General features: G+C 71.0%; 8 protein-coding genes. All 8 read left to right on the top strand.

Annotated features, from left to right (window positions below; all coding sequences use genetic code 11):
• Positions 1–43 precede the first annotated feature (43 nt).
• Positions 44–2170, top strand: coding sequence for a glycogen debranching protein GlgX (glgX, locus tag AB0J55_RS41235; protein ID WP_364261979.1), 2127 nt, complete (start codon positions 44–46; stop codon positions 2168–2170).
• On the top strand, positions 2167–4443 hold the full coding sequence (treY, locus tag AB0J55_RS41230; protein ID WP_364261976.1) for a malto-oligosyltrehalose synthase: 2277 nt from the start codon (positions 2167–2169) through the stop codon (positions 4441–4443). Before glgX (AB0J55_RS41235) ends, treY begins: the two co-directional genes overlap by 4 nt.
• Positions 4440–6158 (top strand): malto-oligosyltrehalose trehalohydrolase, encoded by a 1719-nt coding sequence (gene treZ / locus AB0J55_RS41225; RefSeq protein WP_364261973.1) that lies wholly within the window; start codon positions 4440–4442, stop codon positions 6156–6158. Before treY ends, treZ begins: the two co-directional genes overlap by 4 nt.
• 71 nt (positions 6159–6229) lie before the next feature.
• Complete coding sequence (gene glgX, locus AB0J55_RS41220; RefSeq protein WP_364261970.1) at positions 6230–8377, top strand: glycogen debranching protein GlgX; 2148 nt, start codon at positions 6230–6232, stop codon at positions 8375–8377.
• A 359-nt stretch (positions 8378–8736) separates the two neighbouring features.
• Positions 8737–10719, top strand: coding sequence for a maltotransferase domain-containing protein (locus AB0J55_RS41215; RefSeq protein ID WP_364261967.1), 1983 nt, complete (start codon positions 8737–8739; stop codon positions 10717–10719).
• A 47-nt stretch (positions 10720–10766) separates the two neighbouring features.
• Complete coding sequence (gene treS, locus AB0J55_RS41210; RefSeq protein WP_364261964.1) at positions 10767–12575, top strand: maltose alpha-D-glucosyltransferase; 1809 nt, start codon at positions 10767–10769, stop codon at positions 12573–12575.
• A 5-nt stretch (positions 12576–12580) separates the two neighbouring features.
• Complete coding sequence (locus tag AB0J55_RS41205) at positions 12581–13960, top strand: aminoglycoside phosphotransferase (RefSeq protein ID WP_364261961.1); 1380 nt, start codon at positions 12581–12583, stop codon at positions 13958–13960.
• Complete coding sequence (gene glgB / locus AB0J55_RS41200; RefSeq protein WP_364261958.1) at positions 13957–16167, top strand: 1,4-alpha-glucan branching protein GlgB; 2211 nt, start codon at positions 13957–13959, stop codon at positions 16165–16167. Before AB0J55_RS41205 ends, glgB begins: the two co-directional genes overlap by 4 nt.
• Positions 16168–16286: the final 119 nt, after the last annotated feature.

Below are 16286 nucleotides of genomic sequence, written 5' to 3'. Positions count from 1 at the left end.
CACGCGGACGCCACCGGCACGACCCAAGCTCGAGGAGAACCCAGTGCGGCCCTGGCCCGGAACGCCCTACCCGCTCGGCGCCACCTACGACGGAGTCGGGACGAACTTCGCCCTGTTCTCCGAGGTGGCCGAGCGCGTCGAACTGTGCCTGTTCGACGCCGAGGGCAAGGAGACGCGCTACGCGCTCGAAGAGGTCGACGGCTTCGTCCACCACGGCTACCTGCTCAACGTCGGCCCCGGCCAGCGCTACGGGTTCCGCGTGCACGGCCCGTACGACCCGAAGCGCGGCCTGCGCTGCAACCCGAACAAGCTGCTCATCGACCCGTACGCGAAGGCCGTCTCGCACGGCGTGAAGTGGGACGAGTCGCTGTTCGGCTACAAGTTCGACAACCCGGCCGAGCGCAACGACGACGACAGCGCCGGGCACGTGCCGTATTCGCTGGTGGCGAACCCGTTCTTCGACTGGGGCAACGACCGCCAGCCGAAGCGGCCGTACAACGAGACGGTGATCTACGAGGCCCACGTCAAGGGCATGACCGTGAACCACCCGTTCGTGCCGGAACAGCTGCGCGGCACGTATGCCGGCCTCGCGCACCCCGCCGTCGTCGAGCACCTGCAGAAACTCGGCGTCACCGCGGTGGAGCTGCTGCCGGTGCACCAGTTCGTCACCGACCACGGCCTCGCCGAAAAGGGCCTGACGAACTACTGGGGCTACAACACGATCGGGTACTTCGCGCCGCACGACTCCTACGCGGCGATGCCCGGCGAGGGCGGCCAGGTCCAGGAGTTCAAGGGCATGGTCAAGGCCTTCCACGAAGCCGGGATCGAAGTGATCCTCGACGTGGTTTACAACCACACGGCCGAGGGAAACCACCTCGGGCCGACGCTGTCGATGCGAGGCATCGACAACGAGGCCTACTACCGGCTGGTGGAGGGGGAGCCCGAGTACTACATGGACTACACCGGCACCGGGAACTCCCTCAACGTCCGCAACCCGCACACCCTGCAGCTGATCATGGACTCGCTGCGCTACTGGGTGACCGAGATGCACGTCGACGGCTTCCGCTTCGACCTCGCCTCGGCGCTCGCGCGCGAGTTCTACGACGTCGACCGGCTGTCGACGTTCTTCGACCTGGTGCAGCAGGACCCGATCGTCAGCCAGGTGAAGCTGATCGCCGAGCCGTGGGACGTCGGCCCCGGTGGCTACCAGGTCGGCAACTTCCCGCCGCTGTGGACGGAGTGGAACGGGCAGTTCCGCGACACCGTCCGCGACTTCTGGCGCGGCGAACCGGCGACGCTGGGGGAGTTCGCGTCGCGGATCACCGGCTCGTCCGACCTCTACCAGGACGACGGCCGCCGCCCGTTCGCGTCGATCAACTTCGTCACCGCGCACGACGGCTTCACCCTGCGGGACCTGGTGTCCTACAACGAAAAGCACAACGAGGCCAACGGCGAGGACGGCCGTGACGGCGCCGACGACAACCGGTCGTGGAACTGCGGTGTCGAAGGCGAAACCGACGATCCCGAGGTGCTCGACCTGCGCGTCCGGCAGCAGCGCAACATGCTCGCCACCCTGATGCTGTCCCAGGGCGTGCCGATGATCCTGCACGGCGACGAGTTCGGCCGCACCCAGCAGGGCAACAACAACGTCTACTGCCAGGACTCGGAACTGTCCTGGATGGACTGGGAGCTGGCCAAGAACAACGCGGACCTGGTCAAGTTCACCGCCGGGCTGGGCGCGTTCCGGCACCGGCACCCGGTGTTCCGCCGCCGCCGGTTCTTCCAGGGCGGCCCGGTCGGCAAGGGCGACAAGCTCGGCGACATCGCCTGGTTCACCCCGGCCGGCGAGGAGATGACCGAGCAGAACTGGGACGACGGCTTCGGCAAGGCCGTCGTCGTCTTCCTCAACGGCAAGGCGATCCCCGACCTCGACCAGCGCGGGATGACGGTCGCGGACGACTCGTTCCTGCTGGCCTTCAACGCGCACTACGAGGACATCGACGCCACCCTGCCGGGCAACGGCTACGGGGAGAGCTGGACCGTCGTGGTCGACACCGCGACCGGCGAGGTGGACCCCGCCGACGCGAAGCCGATCGAAGGCGGCGGCCGGCTCACCCTGCCCGCCCGGTCCCTGATCGTGCTGCAACGGACGGAGACGGAGCCCGAATGACCGTGCCGGAGTCGACCTACCGGGTGCAGCTGCGCCCGGAGTTCACCTTCGCCGACGCAGCCGGCATCGCCGGCTACCTGCGCGACCTCGGCATCGGCGCGCTGTACGCGTCGCCGGTGCTGGACGCGGCGCCGGGCTCGACGCACGGCTACGACGTCGTCGACCCGACCCGCGCCCGGCCCGCGCTGGGCGGCGAAGGGGCCCGCCAGGAGCTGTCCGCGCTGCTGAAGGAGCTCGGGCTGGGCCTGGTGGTCGACATCGTGCCGAACCACATGTCGGTCGAGGTGCCGAAGGCGAACCGCTGGTGGTGGGACGTGCTCGAGCACGGCCGCGACTCGGAGTACGCGTCCTTCTTCGACATCGACTGGGACCGCGGCCCGCTCCTGCTCCCGGTCCTCGGCGACGACGACGCCGTCGCCGAACTGACGGTCGACGGCGACGAGCTCGTCTACTACGACCACCGGTTCCCGATCGCGCCCGGCACGGACGGCGGGACGCCGCAGGAGGTCCACGAGCGCCAGCACTACCGCCTGATCGGCTGGCGCCGCGGCAACGCGGAGCTCAACTACCGCCGGTTCTTCGACATCACGACCCTGGCCGCGGTCCGCGTCGAAGACCCGAAGGTGTTCGCCGCGACGCACGGCGAGGTGCTGCGCTGGGTCGCCGACGGCGACGTCACCGGCCTGCGCGTCGACCACCCCGACGGCCTCGCCGACCCGGGCGGCTACTTCCGGCGGCTGCGGGAGAACGCGCCGGACGCGTGGATCGTGGCCGAGAAGATCCTGCACCCGGGCGAGCCGCTGCCGCAGAGCTGGCCGGTCGACGGCACCACCGGCTACGACGCCCTGCGCGAGATCGCCGGAGTCTTCGTCGACCCGCAGGGCGAGCCCGACTTCACCGCGCTGGCGAACGAACTCGGCGTCAAGACCGGTTACCACCGCGTCGAGGCCGAGGCCCGGCGCCTGGTCACCGACCGCATCCTGGTCGCCGAGGTCCGGCGGATCGCCGCGCAGCTGCAGTACGTCGACCCGGACCTGGCCCGGCAGGCGGTGGCCGAGACCATGATCGCCTTCCCGGTCTACCGCTCCTACCTGCCCGAAGGCGCGGACCACTGGGCCGCGGCGATCGACGGCGCCCGCCGCGCCCGGCCCGACCTCGCCGAGCCGCTGGCGATGCTCGACGCCGTCATGCGCAAGAACCCGGAAAGCGAGCTGGCCACCCGCCTGCAGCAGACCTCCGGCATGGTCGTGGCCAAGGGCACCGAGGACACGACGTTCTACCGCTACACGCGCTTCGCCGCGCTCAACGAGGTCGGCGGCAACCCGGACCGGTTCGGCCTCGGCGTCGAGGAGTTCCACCGGCTGGCTGCCGAGCGCGAGGCCGGCTACCCGGCCGCGATGACGACGCTGACCACGCACGACACCAAGCGCTCCGAGGACACCCGGGCGCGGATGGCGGTGCTGGCCGAGGTGCCCGGCGAGTTCGCCCAGGCCGTCCGGCGGTGGACCGCGCGGCGGGGGATCGACGAGCCGTCGCTGAACCTGCTGGCCTGGCAGACGCTGGTGTCGACGTGGCCGATCGAGCCCGCGCGGCTGCGGGACTACCTGGACAAGGCGGCCAAGGAAGCCAAGCTCCGGACCAGCTGGACCGACCACGACGAGCCCTTCGAGGCCGACGTCGCCGCCTGGCCCCAGGACGTCATGGACGACGCCGAGCTGGCCGCCGACGTCGAGGCGTTCGTCAAGCGCATCGAGGGACCCGGCTACGCGAACTCGCTCGGCCAGAAGCTCGTCCAGCTCACCGCGCCCGGCGTCCCGGACGTCTACCAGGGCACCGAGCTGTGGGACTTCTCCCTGGTCGACCCGGACAACCGCCGCCCGGTCGACTACGCCGCCCGCCGCGAGCTGCTGGCCCGGATCACCGACGGCGAGCTGCCGGAGATCGACGCCTCGGGCGCGGCGAAGCTGCTGGTCGTGCACAAGGCGCTCCGGCTGCGTCGCGAGCACCCGGCGCTGTTCCGCGGCTACCGGCCGTTGCGGGCCGAGGGCCCGGCCGCGGCCCACTGCCTGGCCTACACGCGCAGCCCCGGCCTCGCCGTGGCCGTGACCCGGCTGCCCGTCGGCCTCGAAGCCGACGGCGGCTGGCGTGACACCGTCCTGCCGCTGCCGCCCGGGGTCTGGACCGACGTCCTGACCGGCCGGGAAGTCACCGGCGAGCTGACGTCCCTGTTCGACCGTTACCCCGTCGCGTTGCTGGTGCGAGGAGACGCATGAAGTTCAGCGTGTGGGCCCCGGCGGCCCGCCGGGTCCGGGTGAGCGTCGACGAAGGCGTGCACGAGATGACCGAGGGCGACGGCGGCTGGTGGCACGCCGACGCCGAGGGCGTCAACTACGCCTTCCTGCTCGGCGACGACGAGAAGCCGCTGCCCGACCCGCGGTCGCGGTGGCAGCCGCACGGCGTCCACGCGGAGTCGCGCGTCTACGACCACGGCGAGTTCGCCTGGACGGACGACGCCTGGACCGGACGGCAGCTGCCCGGCGCCGTGCTCTACGAGCTCCACGTCGGCACGTTCACCGAAGGTGGCACCTTCGACGCGGCGATCGACCGGCTCGACCACCTCGTCGACCTCGGCATCACGCACGTCGAGCTGCTGCCGGTGAACGCCTTCGACGGGACCGCGGGCTGGGGCTACGACGGCGTCCTCTGGGGCGCGGTCCACGAGCCCTACGGCGGCCCGGACGGGCTCAAGCGGTTCGTCGACGCGGCCCACGCGCGCGGCCTGGCCGTCGTGCTCGACGTCGTCTACAACCACCTCGGGCCGTCCGGGGCCTACCTCGACAAGTTCGGGCCGTACTTCGCCGGCCAGAACGACTGGGGACCCGGTCTCAACCTCGACGGCGCCGGCTCCGACGAGGTCCGCCGGTACGTGATCGACAACGCGCTGGGCTGGTTCCGCGACTTCCACATCGACGCGCTGCGCCTGGACGCCGTGCACGCGCTGCTCGACCGGCGAGCCGTCCACCTGCTCGAACAGCTCGCCACCGAGGTCGACAGCTTGTCGGCGGCGCTGAACCGGCCGCTGACGCTGATCGCCGAGTCCGACCTCAACGACCCGCGGCTGGTCACGCCCCGCGAGCGCGGCGGCTTCGGCCTGCACGCCCAGTGGTCGGACGACTTCCACCACGCGCTGCACGTCAAGCTGACCGGCGAGGCGACCGGGTACTACACCGACTTCGCCGCGCCGGACGCCCTCGAGCGGGTGCTGCGCGAGGTGTTCTTCCACGCGGGCACGTGGTCGTCGTTCCGGGAGCGGACCCACGGCCGCCCGGTCGACACGCGGACCGTGCCCGGCCACCGCTTCCTCGGCTACCTGCAGAACCACGACCAGATCGGCAACCGCGCGACCGGCGACCGGCTGTCCGCGACGGTGTCGGCCGACCGGCTGGCCTGCGGGGCCGCGGTCCTGTTCTGCTCGCCGTACACGCCGATGGTGTTCATGGGGGAGGAGTGGGCGGCGAGCACGCCGTGGCAGTTCTTCGCCTCCTTCCCGGACCCGGAGCTGGCCGAGGCCGTCCGCACGGGCCGCCGTCGCGAGTTCTCCCGGCACGGCTGGGGCGAGTCGGACGTGCCCGACCCGATGGACCCGGCCACCGTCGACCGCTCCCGGCTCGACTGGGCCGAGGTGGAGCAGCCCGGTCACCGGGAGGTGCTGGAGCTCTACCGCGCGTTGATCCGGCTGCGCCGGGAGCGGCCGGAGCTGGCCGACCCGTGGGTCGCGGACCTGCGCGTCGACTCCGCGCCGGACGGGTCCTGGCTGGTGCTGCACCGAGGCGGGCTGCGGCTGGCCGTCAACTTCGGCCCCGGCCCGGTGACGCTGCCGCTGGGTGCCACGGCGACGACCCTGCTGGCCTGGGCCGGAGCCGAAGTGGACGGCGGGGCCGCGCACCTGCCCCCGGACACCTTCGTCGTCGCCGAAACGACACCCTGACGGCGGTTGCCTCCGGGCAGATCGTCTGTCATGGCGCGCACGGACCACCGGAGATCTGGGACGATTCAGGAATGGCCACACGACCCTCCGCCGACCACGTCCTCGCCGGCCGTCCCTTCCCCCTCGGAGCCCACCCCGAGGCCGGCGGGGTCCGGTTCGCGATCACGTCCGCCGTCGCGGACGCCGTCGAGCTGTGCCTGATCGACGCCGACGGGTCGGAACGCCGGATCGCGCTCACCGAGCGCACCTTCGGCGTGTGGCACGGCCTGGTGCCCGGGGTGACGCCGGGGCAGCGGTACGGCTACCGGATCCACGGCCCGTACGACCCGGCGCGCGGCCTGCGCTGCAACCCGCACAAGCTGCTCGTCGACCCGTACGCGCGGCAGATCACCGGCGGGCTCACCGACCTCGCCGCGGCCCAGGGCTTCACCGGCGACCCGGAGCGCGGCCCGATGTCCACTGTGGACTCGCTGGGCAGCGTGCCGCTGTCGGTGGTCAGCTCGCCCGGCGGGCCGGACACCGGGATCAAGCCGGAGGTGCCGTTCGAAGAGGCGGTGGTCTACGAGCTGCACGTCAAGGGCTTCACGCAGCGGCACCCGTTCATCCCGGCGGCGCTGCGCGGCACCTACCTGGGCCTGGCCCACCCGGTGGCGATCGAGTACCTGACCCGGCTCGGCGTCACCTCGGTGGAGCTGCTGCCGGTGCACGCGTTCCTCGACGAGCCGTCGCTGATCCGGGCCGGGCGGCACAACTACTGGGGCTACTCGCCGCTCGGCTTCTTCGCCCCGCACGCCGCCTACGCCAGCGAGCCCGGCCACGAGGTCGAGGAGTTCCGGCTGATGGTGGCCGCCCTGCACGCGGCGGGCATCGAGGTGATCCTCGACGTCGTGTTCAACCACACCTGCGAGGGCGGGCCGGACGGGCCGACGCTGAGCTTCCGCGGGCTCAACGCGCCGGTGTACTACCTGCACACCGAGCGTGGCCACATGGCCGACATCACCGGCTGCGGCAATACCCTCGAAGCCGGCTCGCCGACCGTCGTCCGGCTGGTGACCGACTCGCTGCGGTACTGGACGCAGGAGATGGGCGTCGACGGCTTCCGGTTCGACCTGGCCAGCACGCTCGGGCGGCCGCGCGGCGGCGCGTTCGACCCGGCGTCGACGCTGCTCACCGCGATCACCACCGACCCGGTGCTCTCGCGCTGCAAGCTGATCGCCGAGCCGTGGGACGCGACCGGCGAGGGCTACCGCGTCGGCGGCTTCGGCGCCCAGTGGGCCGAGTGGAACGGCCGCTACCGCGACACGATCCGCGACTTCTGGCGCGGCGCGACCGGCGTCCGCGACCTCGCCTACCGGCTGTCCGGTTCGTCGGACCTGTACGACCACAACCTGCGCCGGCCGTGGCAGTCGATCAACTTCGTCACCGCCCACGACGGCTTCACGCTGCGGGACCTGGTGTCCTACAACGAAAAGCACAACGAGGGCAACGGCGAGGACAACCGCGACGGCACCAACGACAACCGCTCGTGGAACCACGGCGCCGAGGGGCCGACCACGGACCCGGCGATCCGCGCGCTGCGCGCCCGCCAGGCCCGGAACCTGTTCGCGACGCTGCTGCTGTCCACCGGCACCCCGATGCTGACCGCGGGGGACGAGTTCTGGCGGACCCAGGGCGGCAACAACAACGCGTACTGCCTCGACGACGAGACGTCCTGGCTGGACTGGACGCCGGACGACCCGGAAGCCGAGGCCATGCTCGCGTTCGCCCGGCGGGTGGTGCGGCTGCGCGCGAACAGCCCGGCCCTGCGCCAGCCGGAGTTCTTCGAAGGCCGGACCACCCCGACCGGCAAGCCCGACCTGGTCTGGTTCCGCCCGGACGGCGAGGAGTTCGGCGAGAGCGACTGGTTCGAGGACCGCCACACGCTCGGCATGTGGATCGACGGCTCGAACAGCCAGGCCCGCAACCGCGAGGGCGAGCTGGTGCCGGACCACTCGTGGCTGCTGTGGCTGCACGCGGGCGACGCCCCGGCCGAGGTGATCCTCCCGGGCCGCGAGTACGGCGAGACGTTCAAGCCGACCCTGGACACGAGCACCGCGGACGGCAGCCCGGCCAACCCGGGCCCCCTGGAGGCCAAGAGCCGCCTGACCCTCCAGTCCCGGTCCCTCCTCCTGCTCCGCGCCCCCCGCCTGGCCGCCGAGCCCCACCCCGAACCCTACTGACGCGTACGAAGAGTCGACACGCGTGATCAGAAGGTCGACACGCGTGATTGAAGGGTCGACACGGGCTAGCCGCCGTGTCGACCCCGCAATCACGCGTGTCGACTCGCCAATCACGCGTGTCGGCTCCGCAAGCACGGGCGAATCGTCCGTTCGGGTACGGGTCTTGGCCGTTCGGGCTCGCGTGTCGGGCGCGCCCGGACTTAACCTGCCGGACACGTGGGCGGAACTCGTTGCGCGGAAAGCGTTTCGGATGATCTCTTTTGGGTACAGGGATAGAGAACCCTGCCTCGTGGGCGCTTGATCGAGTCAGGCAGACTGTCGCCGTCTGCGTCCAACCGACATATCGAAGGGCGTTGCCCATGACCGGCCGGCTCGGCATCGACGACGTCTCCCCCAGCGTGAGCTGCGGCCGGTATCCGGCCAAAGCCGTTGTGGGGGAACACATCCCGGTCTTCGCGACCGTCTGGCGCGAGGGCCACGACGCCGTCGCGGCGACCGTCGCGTGGCGTGGCCCGGAAGACCGGCTGACCCGCCAGACGCGGATGGTGCCGCGCGGCCCCGATCACCCCGACGAGTTCGCCGCGGTGATCGCCCCGGACACCACCGGCCTCTGGACGTTCCGGGTCGACGCGTGGGGCGACCCGTGGGCGACGTGGGAGCACAACGTCGAAGTGAAGGTCGCCGCCGGGCAGGGCCCCGAAGACCTCGCCAACGACATCGAGAACGGCGCCCGGCTGATCGAGCGCGTCTCCCGCCGCCCCGACCGCCGGGCCGAGAAAGCGCTCCTCACCGGCGCGATCAAGGCCCTGCGCGACGAAGAGCTCAGCCTCGCCGAGCGCGTCGGGCCCGCGCTCTCGCCCGAGGTCCGGCAGGTCATGCACGAGTTCCCGGTGCGCGAGCTGATCACCAAGGGCAAGCCGCACAAGATCTGGGTCGACCGCCGCCGCGCCGCGTACGGCTCGTGGTACGAGCTGTTCCCCCGCAGCACCGGCGGTCTCGACGCCGAGGGCAAGCCGGTGCACGGCACCTTCGCCACCGCCGCGACCGCGCTGGACCGGGTCGCGAAGATGGGCTTCGACGTCGTCTACCTCCCGCCGATTCACCCGATCGGCCGGGTCAACCGCAAGGGCCCGAACAACACGCTCGACGCCAAGCCGGAGGACGTCGGCTCGCCGTGGGCGATCGGCGCCGACGAGGGCGGCCACGACTCGATCCACCCCGACCTCGGCACCTTCGACGACTTCGACGCCTTCGTCGCCCGTGCGGAAGAGCTCGGCATGGAGGTGGCGCTCGACTTCGCGCTGCAGGCCGCGCCCGACCACCCGTGGGTGCTCAAGAACCCCGAGTTCTTCACCACCCGCCCGGACGGCTCGATCGCGTACGCGGAGAACCCGCCGAAGAAGTACCAGGACATCTACCCGATCAACTTCGACAACGACCCCAAGGCCGTCTACGAAGAGATGCTGCGGGTCATCACCGTGTGGATCGACCACGGGGTCAAGATCTTCCGGGTCGACAACCCGCACACCAAACCGCCGGACTTCTGGGCCTGGCTGATCCAGTCGGTCAAGGACGCCCACCCGGACGTGCTGTTCCTGGCCGAGGCGTTCACCCGGCCGGCGCGCCTGTGGGGCCTGGCCCGGCTCGGCTTCACCCAGAGCTACACCTACTTCACCTGGCGCACCGGCAAGCAGGAACTGATCGACTTCGCCATCGACCTGCGGGAACACTGGCACGAGGGCCGGCCGAACCTGTTCGTCAACACCCCGGACATCCTCCACGAGTCGCTGCAGCGCGGCGGCCCGGGCATGTTCGCGCTGCGGGCGGCGCTGGCGGCGACGATCTCGCCGACCTGGGGCGTCTACTCCGGCTACGAGCTGTTCGAGCACGTCCCGGTCCGCGAAGGCAGCGAGGAGTACCTGGACTCCGAGAAGTACCAGCTGCGTCCGCGCGATTTCGAGCGCGCGCTCGCCGAGGGGCGTTCACTGGAGCCATGGCTGGCGAAGCTGAACGCCGTCCGGCGCGCGCACCCGGCGCTGCAGCAGATGCGCACCCTGCACTTCCACCACGTCGACAACGACGCGCTGCTGGCCTACTCCAAACAGGACCCGGCCACCGGCGACACCGTGGTCACGGTCGTCACCCTCGACCCGTACGGGCCCCAGGAGGGCACGTTGTGGCTCGACACCGGCGCGCTCGGCTTCGAAGCGCACGAGCGGCTGATCGCCCACGACGAGGTCACCGGCGACACCTGGGACTGGGGCCCGGCGAACTACGTGCGGCTCGAACCCTGGCGGGCGGTGGCGCACATGGTGTCGGTGAGACGCCGCCTGGCCGGCTGAAGACGGGACGGGAAGGGACGGCGAACCGAGGGACTGAGGTGGAACAGATGGCGGATGAGGCCCGGCCCGACGCGGCGTTGGGGCTGGAGGGCGTGCCGCACACCGGCGAGGCGATGACCGCCGACGGCATGCTGGTGGAACCGCAGGCCGGGGACTTCCGGTCGGCGCAGCAGGCGCCGAGCAACCCGGAGTGGTTCAAGGGCGCGGTGTTCTACGAAGTGCTGGTGCGCGCGTTCGCCGACTCCAACGGCGACGGCACCGGCGACCTGCGCGGCCTGGCCGGCAGACTCGACTACCTGGCCTGGCTGGGCATCGACTGCCTGTGGCTGCCGCCGTTCTACGCCTCGCCCCTGCGCGACGGCGGGTACGACATCAGCGACTTCCGCGCGGTGCTGCCGGAGTTCGGCAGCGTCGAGGACTTCGTCTTCCTGCTCAACGAGGCCCACCGGCGCGGCATCCGGGTGATCACCGACCTGGTGCTCAACCACACCTCGGACGCGCACCCGTGGTTCCAGCAGTCCCGCAGCGAGCCCGACGGCCCGTACGGCGACTACTACGTGTGGAGCGACGACGACTCCCGCTACGCCGACGCGCGGATCATCTTCGTCGACACCGAGACGTCGAACTGGACCTACGACCCGGTCCGCGGCCAGTTCTACTGGCACCGGTTCTTCTCCCACCAGCCCGACCTCAACTACGAGAACGTCGACGTCCAGAACGCGATGATCGACGTCCTGCGGTTCTGGCTGGACCTGGGCATCGACGGGTTCCGCCTGGACGCCGTGCCGTACCTGTTCGAGCAGGAGGGCACCAACTGCGAGAACCTGCCGCGCACGCACGAGTTCCTCAAGCGCTGCCGCAAGGTCGTCGACGACGAGTACCCGGGCCGGATCCTGCTGGCCGAGGCCAACCAGTGGCCGTCGGACGTCGTCGAGTACTTCGGCGACCCGGCCGTCGGCGGCGACGAGTGCCACATGGCGTTCCACTTCCCGCTGATGCCGCGGATCTTCATGGCCGTGCGCCGCGAGTCGCGGTTCCCGATCTCGGAGATCCTCACTCAGACCCCGGAGATCCCCAGCGGCACGCAGTGGGGCATCTTCCTGCGCAACCACGACGAGCTGACCTTGGAAATGGTCACCGACGAAGAGCGCGACTACATGTATGCGGAGTACGCCAAGGACCCGCGCATGAAGGCCAACATCGGCATCCGCCGCCGGCTGGCGCCGTTGCTGGACAACGACCGCAACCAGCAGGAGCTGTTCACGGCGATGCTGCTGTCCCTGCCCGGCTCGCCCGTTCTGTACTACGGTGACGAGATCGGCATGGGAGACAACATCTGGCTCGGCGACCGCGACGCGGTGCGCACCCCCATGCAGTGGACCCCGGACCGCAACGCCGGGTTCTCCTCCTGCGACCCGGGCCGCATCTACCTGCCGGTGATCATGGACCCGGTGTACGGCTACCAGGGCCTGAACGTCGAGGCGCAGTCGAACAACGCGTCTTCGCTGCTCAACTGGACCCGCCGGATGATCGAGGTGCGCAAGCAGCACCACGCGTTCGCCGAGGGCGAGTTCGTCGACCTCGGCGGCTCCAACCCGAGCGTGCTGGCCTACAAGCGCCAGTGGCGGCGCCCGGACGGCGGCGAAGACGTCGTGCTCTGCGTCAACAACCTCTCCCGGTTCCCGCAGCCGGTGGAGCTGGATCTGTCCGCGCACCGCGGGTGCACGCCGGTGGAGCTCACCGGCGGCGTGCGGTTCCCCAGCATCGGGGAACTGTCGTACCTGCTGACGCTGCCGGGGCACGGCTTCTACTGGTTCCAGCTGACGAGCCCGGGAGACGAAGGCGAAGCGAGGTGAGTCCCTTGTCCGACCCGCGCGAGCTGGTCGACGACCTGACCGAGGACCTGAAGCGCTGGCTGTCGGAGCAGCGCTGGTTCGCCGGCAAGGACCGGCCGGTGACCGGCGTCCGGCGGCTCGGCGTGACCGAGCTGGTCTCCGGCGATCCGCAGTTGCTGCACGTGGTGATCGAGGTCGCCCAGGACGACCGGCGCGAGCCCTACCAGCTGCTGGTGGGCCGGCGGACGCACCCGCCGGAGATCGCGTCGACCAGCTGGATCGGCGCGGTCGGCGACCTCAACGCCTACGAGGCGTCCGGCGACCTGGACGTCACCGGCGTGCTGCTCGACCTGATGGCCCGTGAGGAGACCGTCGGCTCGCTGACCTTCGAGCACGAGCCCGGCGTCGAGCTGGACACCGGCCTGCGGGCCCGGCCGATCACTTCGGAGCAGAGCAACACGTCCCTGGTCTACGGCGGGCAGTACATCCTCAAGCTGTTCCGGAAGCTGACCCCGGGCAAGAACAAGGACCTGCTGCTGCACCGCGCGCTGCAGGGCGTCGGCAGCAAGCACATCGCACCGGTGCTCGGGTCGATCACCGGCGACCTGGGCGGCGAGCCGACCACCGTCGGCATGCTCCAGCAGTTCGTCTCGGACGCGGTCGACGGCTGGGCGATGGCCACCACCAGCGTCCGCGACCTGATGGCCGCGCCCGAACTGCACCCCGAGGAGGTCGGCGGCGACTTCGCCGGGGAGGCCGAGCGCCTGGGGCGTGCCGTCGCGGAGGTGCACGCGGACCTCGCCGAGGCGCTCGGCACCGAGCCGGTCGACGCCGCCGAGCTGGAACGCTCGGCGAAGGCGATGCTCGACCGGCTCGACACGATCGCCGGCCGGGTGCCGGAGCTGGCCGCGCACGCCCCGAAGCTGCGGGCGGCGCTCGAGCAGCTGCGCACGGTGCCCGCCGGTGCGGTGGAGATGCAGTACATCCACGGCGACCTGCACCTCGGCCAGGTGCTGCGGACCGTCGGCGGCTGGCTGCTGATCGACTTCGAGGGCGAGCCCGCGGCCCCGGTCGAGGAGCGGCACGCGCTGCGGTCGCCGTTGCGCGACGTCGCGGGCATGCTGAGGTCGTTCGACTACGCGGCCCAGCAGATGCTGGTCGGCCAGCCGGACGAGCCGGCGCTGGCCGAGCGCGCCCACGAGTGGTCGGAGCGCAACCGGGCGGCGTTCTGCGAGGGCTACGCGGCCGTCGCGGCGGACCCGCGCGAACAAGGCGAGCTGCTGCGCGCCTTCGAACTCGACAAGGCGGTCTACGAGGTGGGCTACGAGCACGCGAACCGGCCGGACTGGCTCGGCGTGCCGCTCGCCTCGATCGCCCGGATCACCAGCGGAGGGACGACACCGTGAACCCGGCTCCCGAAGGTCTCCCGGCCGCGGCCCCGCCGGCCGCGGACATCGACCGGCTGCTCGCCGGCTCACACCACGACCCGCACTCGGTGCTGGGCGTGCACGCGGTGGGCAAGGCCTTCGCGGCCCGGGCGCTGCTGCCCGGCGCGAAGGCCGTCACGCTCTGCGCGGGCGGCGAGAAGTACCCGATGGAACCGGTGATCGACGCGCTGTTCGCCGTCGCCGTGCCCGAGCACCCCGGTGACTACCGGCTGGAGGTCGAGTACGACGGGCACACCGTCACCACCGACGACCCGTACCGCTGGCTGCCCACGGTGGGCGAGCTGGACCTGCATCTGATCGGCGAGGGCCGGCACGAGCGGCTCTGGGAGGCGCTCGGCGCGCACCTCCGGTCGTACGAGACGCCGAACGGGGTCGTCGAAGGGACGTCGTTCGCGGTCTGGGCGCCGAACGCGCGCGGCATCCGGGTGATCGGCGACTTCAACGGCTGGGACGGCCGCGGGCACGCGATGCGCTCGCTCGGCGGGTCCGGCGTCTGGGAGCTGTTCGTGCCCGGTGTCGGCGCGGGCACCTGCTACAAGTTCCGGATCCTCGGCGCCGACGGCAACTGGCACGAGAAGGCCGACCCGATGGCGTTCGCCACCGAGCAGCCGCCGGCGACGGCGTCGGTCGTCAGCAGCTCGGCGCACGTCTGGGAAGACGACGAGTGGGTCGCTCAGCGGGAAGCCACGCAGTGGATCGCGGCGCCGATGAGCGTCTACGAGGTCCACCTCGGCTCGTGGCGGCCCGGGCTGGACTACCGGGAGCTGGCCGACCAGCTGGGCGACTACCTCGTCGAGACCGGCTTCACGCACGTGGAGCTGCTGCCGGTGTCGGAGCACCCGTTCGGCGGTTCGTGGGGCTACCAGGTGACGTCGTACTACGCGCCGACGTCCCGCTTCGGCTCGCCGGACGACTTCCGCTACTTCGTCGACCGCCTGCACCAGCGGGGGATCGGCGTGCTGGTGGACTGGGTGCCGGCGCACTTCCCGCGTGACAGCTGGGCGCTGGCGCGCTTCGACGGGACGCCGCTGTACGAGCACGCGGACCCGCGCCGCGGCGAGCAGCCCGACTGGGGCACGCTCGTGTTCGACTTCGGCCGCAACGAGGTCCGCAACTTCCTGGTCGCCAACGCGCTGTTCTGGCTCGACGAGTTCCACCTCGACGGCCTGCGCGTGGACGCGGTGGCGTCGATGCTGTACCTCGACTACTCCCGCAAGGAAGGGGAGTGGCTGCCCAACCAGTACGGCGGGCGGGAAAACCTGGACGCGGTGCGGTTTCTGCAGGAGCTGAACGCGACCGTCTACAAGCGACACCCGGGTGTCGTGATGGTCGCGGAGGAGTCGACGGCCTGGCCGGGCGTCACGCGCCCGACCCACCTGGGCGGCCTCGGGTTCGGCTTCAAGTGGAACATGGGCTGGATGCACGACACGCTCCGGTACCTGTCCCATGAGCCGATCCACCGGGCGTACCACCACAACGAGATGACGTTCTCGCTCGTGTACGCGTGGAGCGAGAACTTCGTGCTGCCGCTGTCGCACGACGAAGTGGTGCACGGCAAGGGATCCCTGTGGGGCCGGATGCCGGGCGACGCCTGGAACAAGGCGGCCGGGCTGCGCTCGCTGCTGGCGTTCATGTGGGCGCACCCGGGCAAGCAGCTGCTGTTCATGGGCGGCGAGTTCGGCCAGCCGGGGGAGTGGTCGGAGCAGCGGTCGCTGGACTGGCACCTGATGGAGGAGCCGCTGCACCTCGGGGTGTGGGAGCTGCTGCGCTCGCTGAACACGATCTACCGGTCGTCACCGGCGTTGTACAGCCAGGACGGCTCCCCGGACGGCTTCCGCTGGATCGACGCGAACGACTCGAGCGGCAACGTGCTGAGCTTCCTCCGCATCGGCGCCGACGGCTCGCGCCTGGCCTGCGTGGCGAACTTCGCCGGGGTCCCGCACCACGACTACCGCGTCGGCCTGCCTTCGGCGGGCCGCTGGCTGGAGGTCGTCAACACCGACGCGGAGGCGTACGGCGGGTCCGGAGTCGGGAACATGGGCGCGGTGGAGGCGACGGAGGAGCCGTGGCACGGCCAGCCGGCCTCCGCGGTCCTCCAGCTCCCCCCGGCCGGAGTCCTCTGGCTGGTCGAAGAAACCCCACCGACGACCCCCGAACTCCCGTGATCCGAGGGTCAACACGCGTGATCAGGAGGTCGACACGCGTGATTGAGGGGACGACACGGCGAGTGGCATCGTGTCGACCCTTCAATCACGCGAGTCGGCTCTCCAATCACGCGTGCTGA

Source organism: Amycolatopsis sp. NPDC049688 (assembly GCF_040674975.1).
Lineage (GTDB): Bacteria > Actinomycetota > Actinomycetes > Mycobacteriales > Pseudonocardiaceae > Amycolatopsis.
This window is presented reverse-complemented; position numbering and strand designations above follow the sequence as displayed.